Here is a 1,942-nt window from a genome sequence, read left to right as displayed (position 1 = left end):
TTCAGCTTGACCCCGCGCATGCAGGAGCTGCAGGCGCGTACCCGCCAGTTCATCGCCGAGCAGGTGATCCCGCTGGAGAACGATCCGCTTCAGGGCGCGCACCGGCCGGAGGAAGCGCTGCGTGCCGAACTCGTCGCGCGTGCGCGCAAGGCCGGCTTGCTCACGCCGCATGCGTCGACCGAGCTCGGCGGTCTGGGCTTGAACCACGCCGAGAAGGCGATCGTGTTCGAGGAGGCCGGCTACTCGCCGCTGGGACCGGTCGCGCTCAACATCCACGCGCCGGACGAGGGCAACATCCACTTGCTCGAAGCGGTCGCAACGCCGGCGCAGAAGGCGCGCTGGTTGCAGCCGATGGTCGAGGGCCGCACGCGCTCATGTTTCGCGATGACTGAACCTTCGCCCGGTGCCGGCTCCGATCCGTCCATGCTGCAGACCACGGCGGTGCGCGATGGCGACAGCTACGTCATCAACGGCCGCAAGTGGTTCATCACCGGCGCCGAAGGCGCGAGCTTCGCCATCATCATGGCTAGGCTCGACGATCGCGCGACGATGTTCCTCGCCGACATGAACCAGCCGGGCATCGTGCTCGAACGCATGATGGACTCACTCGATGCCTGCTTCACCGGCGGCCACGGCGTACTGCGTTTCGACAATCTGCGTGTTTCGGCGACCGACATCCTCGGCGAACCGGGCCAGGGCTTTCGTTACGCGCAGGTGCGACTCGCGCCGGCACGATTGACGCACTGCATGCGCTGGCTCGGCCAGGCGCGGCGTGCGCACGATCTGGCACTCGACTACGCACGCAAACGCGAGGCCTTCGGCAAACCGCTGGGTCAGCATCAGGGCGTCGGCTTCATGCTCGCCGACAACGCGATGGACCTGCACGGCGCGCGCCTCGCGATCTGGCACACGGCCTGGGTGCTCGATCAAGGCGGCAAGGGCAATGTCGAATCGAGCATGTGCAAGGTGATGGTGTCCGAGGCGGTCTGGCGCGTCGTCGACCGCTGCGTGCAGGTGCTCGGCGGCCAGGGTGTGACCGGCGAATCGCTGGTCATGCGCATCTTCAAGGACGTCCGTGCGTTCCGGATCTATGACGGGCCGAGCGAAGTCCACCGCCACAGCCTTGCCGGCAAATTGCTCGCGGGCAAGGCCTGAACCCCGATGGGAAATGTCATGAATGCCTTCCGTCTCGACAACAAGACCGTTCTCGTCACCGGCGCCTCCAGCGGCCTGGGCGCGCACATCGCAAAGGTGCTCGCGCGACAGGGCGCGAAGGTGCTGCTGGCGGCACGGCGCGGACCGCAGCTCGCCGAACAAGTCGATGCGATCCGCAAGGCCGGCGGCGATGCCGCGGCATTGTCGATGGACGTCACCAAGCCCGACAGCGTCGAACAGGCGTTCGCCGAGATCGAAACCGAGCATGGCGGCATCGACGTGCTGATCAGCAACGCCGGCGTCGCCACCGAGCCGCGCAAGTTCATCGATACCGACGAGGACGCCTGGCAGTTCCAGTTGCAGACCAATCTGTCCGGAGCTTGGCGCGTCGCACGCGCGGCGACGCAGCAGTGGATCGCGTCGTCCAGGCCCGGCGTCGTCGTCAACGTCGGCTCGATCTACGGCCTGCGCACCGGCGTGCTCAAGGTCGCCTACAACGTGTCCAAGGCCGGCGTCGTCCAGCTCACGCGCAGCATGGCGATGGAGCTGGTGCGCCATAACATCCGCGTGAACTGCCTGTGCCCCGGCTGGTTCCTCACCGCGATCAATGCCGACTACTTCGCCACCGAATCCGGTGCACGCTACGAGAAGTCGATTCCGATGGGCCGGCTCGGCCGGCTCGAAGAACTCGACGGTCCGCTGCTGCTGCTCGCCAGCGATGCCAGCAGCTACATGACCGGCGCCGAGCTGGTGGTCGACGGCGGCATGGTCCACAAGGCGATCTGAG

2 protein-coding genes are annotated in these 1,942 nt (G+C 66.6%); both read left to right on the top strand.

What is annotated here, in order from left to right:
• Positions 1-18: 18 nt before the first annotated feature.
• On the top strand, positions 19-1,155 hold the full coding sequence (locus ABSH63_RS15690) for an acyl-CoA dehydrogenase family protein (protein WP_434223286.1): 1,137 nt from the start codon (positions 19-21) through the stop codon (positions 1,153-1,155).
• Positions 1,156-1,173: 18 nt separating this feature from the next.
• The gene (locus tag ABSH63_RS15685; RefSeq protein WP_352891045.1) at positions 1,174-1,941 is read left to right on the top strand and encodes an SDR family NAD(P)-dependent oxidoreductase; all 768 of its coding nucleotides are present in this window, start codon (positions 1,174-1,176) and stop codon (positions 1,939-1,941) included.
• Position 1,942 lies beyond the last annotated feature (1 nt).

Source organism: Sinimarinibacterium thermocellulolyticum, from assembly GCF_040327995.1.
Classification (GTDB): domain Bacteria; phylum Pseudomonadota; class Gammaproteobacteria; order Nevskiales; family Nevskiaceae; genus Solimonas; species Solimonas thermocellulolyticum.
Note: the sequence above shows the minus strand (reverse complement) of the source record. Positions and strands in the feature narration are given on the sequence as shown.

Coding starts and splice junctions, on each gene's coding strand:
- ABSH63_RS15690 (WP_434223286.1), top strand. CDS start 19: ATGCAGGAGCTGCAGGCGCGTACCCGCCAGTTCATCGCCGAGCAGGTG.
- ABSH63_RS15685 (WP_352891045.1), top strand. CDS start 1,174: ATGAATGCCTTCCGTCTCGACAACAAGACCGTTCTCGTCACCGGCGCC.